Below are 5,081 nucleotides of genomic sequence, written 5' to 3'. Positions count from 1 at the left end.
ATGGCGCGGCCGGGGTCCGTCCCGCCGGCGCGGGCCGCCAGCGCCAGGTTCTCGCGCAGGGTCAGCCCCGGCTTCAGCGCGTCCTGATGGCCCAGATAGGCGACGCGGGCGGCATGGGCGGTTCGATCGGCCAGCGCATCGATCCCCGCCCACAGGACATGGCCGCCTTCCGGTTTGCGCAGCCCTGCCAGGACGCGCAGCAGGGTCGATTTTCCAGCGCCGTTCGGACCGGTCAGCAGCAGGGCCTCACCGGCCCGCAGGCGCAGCTCGACCCCGTCCAGGACCAGCCTCTCCCCGCGGAAGACCGAGATATTTTCGACGTCCAGCAGCGGGCGGGACAGGGCGGCATAGGCAGCGATGACGGGGCTCCTCGCAAGGTGGGGCGCACGCGCGGACCGGCGATATGGCGGGAAATTTCCCGCGTTCTTGTTACCGGGGCCAGCTTGTGTCACCACCATGTCCGGGTATGTTCTACGACCGTTAAGAGATCAAGCCGGTTGTCCAGAGGGATCACGCCGCCTGCCGGCGGGACTGCGTGCTTCTGTTGGATGATCCGCCGCGGACGCCTCGGAGGGAAAAGCCAATGAAGTCGGTTGGGCACGATACGCTGAAAACGGCCAGCACGCTGGATGTCGACGGCAGGACCTATCATTATTTCTCGATTCCCGAAGCGGAGAAGACGATCGGCGACGTCGGCCGCCTGCCGGTCAGCCTGAAGGTCCTGCTGGAGAACGTCCTGCGTTTCGAGGACGGACGGTCCTACAGCGTCGACGACGCACGCGCGATCGCGGCCTGGCTGCCCGAGGGCGGCAGCACGCAGGAAGTGCCCTTCAAGCCCGCGCGGATCCTGATGCAGGATTTCACCGGCGTTCCGGCCGTGGTGGACCTGGCCGCGATGCGCGACGGAATCCTGAAGCTGAAGGGCGATCCGCAGAAGGTGAATCCGCTGGTGCCGGTCAACCTGGTCATCGACCATTCGGTGATGGTGGACGTGGCCGGCACGCCCGACGCGCTGCAGAAGAACGTGACGATCGAATTCCAGCGCAACGGCGAGCGCTATGCGTTCCTGCGCTGGGGCCAGGAAGCGTTCGAGAATTTCTCGGTCGTGCCGCCGGGCACCGGCATCTGCCACCAGGTGAACCTGGAATATATCGCCCAGGCCGTCTGGACGGCGCAGGTCGACGGCAAGGACTATGCCTATCCCGACACGCTGTACGGCACCGACAGCCATACCACCATGGTCAACGGCATGGGCGTGCTGGGCTGGGGCGTCGGCGGGATCGAGGCCGAGGCGGCGATGCTGGGCCAGCCGATCGCGATGCTGATCCCCGACGTGATCGGCTTCAAGCTGACCGGCCGGCTGCCCGAGGGCGCGACCGCGACCGACCTGGTGCTGACCGTCACCCAGATGCTGCGCAAGAAGGGCGTGGTCGGCAAGTTCGTCGAATTCTTCGGCCCGGCGCTGGACCATCTGCCGGTGGCCGACCGCGCGACGATCGCCAACATGGCCCCGGAATACGGCGCCACCTGCGGCTTCTTCCCGGTCGACGACCTGACGCTGGACTATCTGCGCCAGACCGGCCGTGATGAGCATCGCATCAGGCTGACCGAAGCGTATCTCAAGGCCCAGGGCATGTTCCGCACCGCCCAGTCGGCCGACCCGGTCTTTACCGACACGCTGGAACTGGACCTGGCCGGCGTCGTGCCCTCGCTGGCCGGCCCGAAGCGGCCGCAGGACCGTGTGGCGCTGGGCGACGCGACCCGCGCGTTCGAAAGCGAGCTGACCGGATCGCTGGGCGTGCCCGCCGCCGACGCGCACAAGAAGGTCACGGTGGCCGGCACGAATTACGAGATCGGCCATGGCGACGTGGTGATCGCGGCGATCACCTCCTGCACCAACACCTCGAACCCGGCGGTGCTGATCGCGGCGGGCCTGGTGGCCAGGAAGGCGCGGGCGCTGGGGCTGAAGCCCAAGCCCTGGGTGAAGACGTCCCTGGCCCCGGGGTCGCAGGTCGTCACCGACTACCTGGACCGCGCCGGGCTGACGGCCGAGCTGGACGCGATGGGCTTCAACACCGTCGGCTATGGCTGCACGACCTGCATCGGCAATTCCGGCCCGCTGGAAGACAATATCGTCGATGCGATCGAGGGCGACAGGCTGGTGGCGGTGTCGGTCCTGTCGGGCAACCGTAATTTCGAGGGCCGCATCTCGCCCCACGTGCGCGCGAACTATCTGGCCAGCCCGCCGCTGGTGGTGGCCTATGCGCTGCTGGGCACGATGCGCGCGGACATCACCACCGCGCCGCTGGGCACCTCCACGGACGGCAAGCCGGTCTATCTGAAGGATATCTGGCCGACCAACAAGGAAATCGCCGAGCTGATCGGCTCGTCGATCACGCGTGAGGAATTCATCAAGCGCTACAGCGAGATCGCCAAGGGCACCAAGGAATGGCAGGCCCTGAAGGTCGCCACCGGGTCCGAGACCTATAAATGGGATCCGGCTTCGACCTATGTGCAGGATCCGCCCTATTTCCAGGACATCACGCCCGAACCGGTGTCCAAGGGCGACATCGTCGGCGCGCGCATCCTGGCGCTGCTGGGCGACAACATCACCACCGACCATATCTCGCCGGCCGGGGCGATCAAGGAGAGCGCGCCGGCGGGCCTGTATCTGAAGGAACACCAGGTCGCCAAGGCCGATTTCAACTCCTATGGCTCGCGCCGCGGCAATGACCGGGTGATGGTGCGCGGCACCTTCGCCAATATCCGCATCAGGAACGAGATGCTGCCGGGCACCGAAGGCGGCCTGTCCAGGCACTTCCCTGACGGGAAGGACGGCTCGATCTACGATGTCGCGATGCAGTACCGGCACGAGGGCGTGCCCCTGGTCGTCTTCGGCGGCAAGGAATACGGCATGGGCTCGTCGCGCGACTGGGCGGCGAAGGGCACGCTGCTGCTGGGCGTCCGCGCGGTGGTGGCCGAAAGCTTCGAGCGCATCCATCGTTCCAACCTGGTCGGCATGGGCGTGCTGCCGCTGCTGTTCAAGGACGGCATGTCGCGCAAGACGCTGAACCTGAAGGGCGACGAGATCATCGACATCAAGGGGCTGGACGCGATCACCCCGCGCATGACCCTGACGATGACCATCACCCGCGCCGACGGCACGACGCAGGCAGTGCCGCTGCTCTGCCGCGTCGATACGCTGGACGAGGTCGAATATTACCGGCATGGTGGCATCCTGCAGTATGTCTTGCGCGGGATGACCAAAGCTGCCTGAACCGCTTTCTTCTGTTTCCGGACAGAACGGCGCCGGCCCGGAAGACCCCGGGCCGGCGTTTTTTGCCGATATGGTCGTGCAAGCCGACCAGGTCCGGAAGATTTTCGACGGACATCCGATCCTGCGCGGCATTTCGCTGACCGTCGCGCGCGGCGAGCTGGTGTCGATCATCGGGCCGTCCGGGTGCGGCAAATCGACCTTCCTGCGCTGCCTGAATTTCCTCGAAGTGCCCGATTCCGGCACGGTCAGCATGGCCGGCGTGACCATCGCCCGCGCCGGCGGGCGCTGGAGCCGCGCCGACGAGGAATCGGCCCACCGGCTGCGCGCGCATGTCGGCATGGTGTTCCAGTCCTTCAATTTGTTTCCCCATCGCACCGTCCTGGACAATGTCATGATGGCGCCGATCCGGGTAAAGCGCCTCGGCGTGGCCGAGGCGCGGCAGGACGCCCTGGCGCTGCTGGAAAAGGTGGGCCTGTCGGCCATCGCCGCGCGCTATCCCGATACGTTGTCCGGCGGGCAGCAGCAGCGTGCCGCCATCGCCCGCGCGCTGGCGATGCGGCCCGACGTGATGCTGTATGACGAACCGACCTCGGCGCTGGACCCCGAACTGGCCGAGGAAGTGCTGTCGGTCATGCGCACCCTGGATGCGGAAGGCATGACCCAGATCGTGGTGACGCACGACATGCGCTTCGCCCGCGCGGCGTCGGACCGCGTGGTGTTCATGGAAGGCGGCGAGATCGTCGAGATGGACGATCCCGATACGCTCTTCGTCGCGCCGCAGGACATGCGCACGCGCCGCTTCCTGCGGTCCGTGCTGTGAGGCGCCTGCGCGGGACGGCCGGCCCGGCCCGGTTTCCGGGGCTGGCGGTCCTGCTTTCGGTCCTGATTCTGGTTCTGATCCCGGCCGCCATGGCGGGGCGCGCGGGCGCGGCTCCGCTGCGCTGGGCATCGGATGCCGAGGCGAACGTGCCGTTCGTCTTCCACGATCCGGCCGACCAGTCCCGGCTGACCGGGTACGAATACGACATCGCCCAGGCCATCGCCCGCCGGCTGGGGCGGCCGGCGCAATTCGTGCAGAATGATTGGGACGGGCTGATCCCCGGCCTGCAGCGCGGCCTGTACGACATGGTGATCGACGGCATCGAGATCACGCCCGAGCATCGGCAGGGCGTGCTGTTCAGCCGTCCCTATTACATGACGTCGGAACGCATCACGGTGCGGCGCGGCCAGCAGGGGCTGGACACGCTGGCCGCGCTGCACGGCCATGTCGTCGGCACGCTGAAGGACACGTCGGCCGAGCGCATGCTGCAGGCCGACCCGTCGATCCAAATCCGTTCGTACGAGGAAGAGACCAACGCCTATACCGACCTGACAAACGGGCGGCTGGATGCCGTGCTGCTGGACAGCACGATCGCGCTCTATTACGGCGCCCCCAATCCGGCGCTGAAACTGGTGGGCGCGCCGATCGGCCAGGTCGCCTATGGCGTCGCCGTCGCCAAGGACAATGCCGCGCTGCTGGCGCAGGTGAACGCGGCGCTGGACGGCATGATGCGCGACGGCGAGCTGCACCATATCCTGGCGCGCTGGAAATTATGGACGCCGGCGATGGCGGCGCTGACCGGCGATCAAGGTACGCCGGACATCGCGCCGGATTCGTGGCGGCATTACATGGCCGCCACCGCGCCCATCCCCGGCTGGCGGGCCCGGCTCGACCGCTATGTCGGCTTCCTGCCGCTGCTGCTGCACGGCGCGGTGCTGACATTGGCGGTCTCGGCCTGCGCGATGGTGGTGGCGGTGGGGCTGG

At 67.3% G+C, this 5,081-nt stretch carries 3 protein-coding genes and 1 pseudogene; 3 read left to right on the top strand and 1 reads right to left on the bottom strand.

All coding sequences use genetic code 11. From position 1 onward, the window contains the following. Positions 1–290 (bottom strand): annotated as a pseudogene (locus HUK84_RS10005) (ABC transporter ATP-binding protein); the annotation flags it as partial. Positions 291–583: 293 nt separating this feature from the next. Here HUK84_RS10005 and acnA point away from each other — a divergent pair. From acnA to HUK84_RS09990, 3 genes are all read left to right on the top strand, one after another. Beyond that, entirely contained in the window at positions 584–3,277 is a 2,694-nt protein-coding gene (gene acnA / locus HUK84_RS10000) for an aconitate hydratase AcnA (RefSeq protein WP_176640160.1), read from the top strand. Between the two features lie 70 nt (positions 3,278–3,347). Continuing rightward, positions 3,348–4,097 (top strand): amino acid ABC transporter ATP-binding protein, encoded by a 750-nt coding sequence (locus tag HUK84_RS09995; RefSeq protein ID WP_176640159.1) that lies wholly within the window; start codon positions 3,348–3,350, stop codon positions 4,095–4,097. Beyond that, positions 4,094–5,081 (top strand): ABC transporter substrate-binding protein (locus HUK84_RS09990; protein ID WP_374729310.1); only part of this gene is annotated, 988 nt, incomplete at its 3' end. The genes HUK84_RS09995 and HUK84_RS09990, both read left to right, overlap by 4 nt.

This window comes from Nguyenibacter vanlangensis (assembly GCF_013376155.1).
Taxonomy (GTDB): Bacteria; Pseudomonadota; Alphaproteobacteria; order Acetobacterales; family Acetobacteraceae; genus Gluconacetobacter; species Gluconacetobacter vanlangensis.
This window is presented reverse-complemented; position numbering and strand designations above follow the sequence as displayed.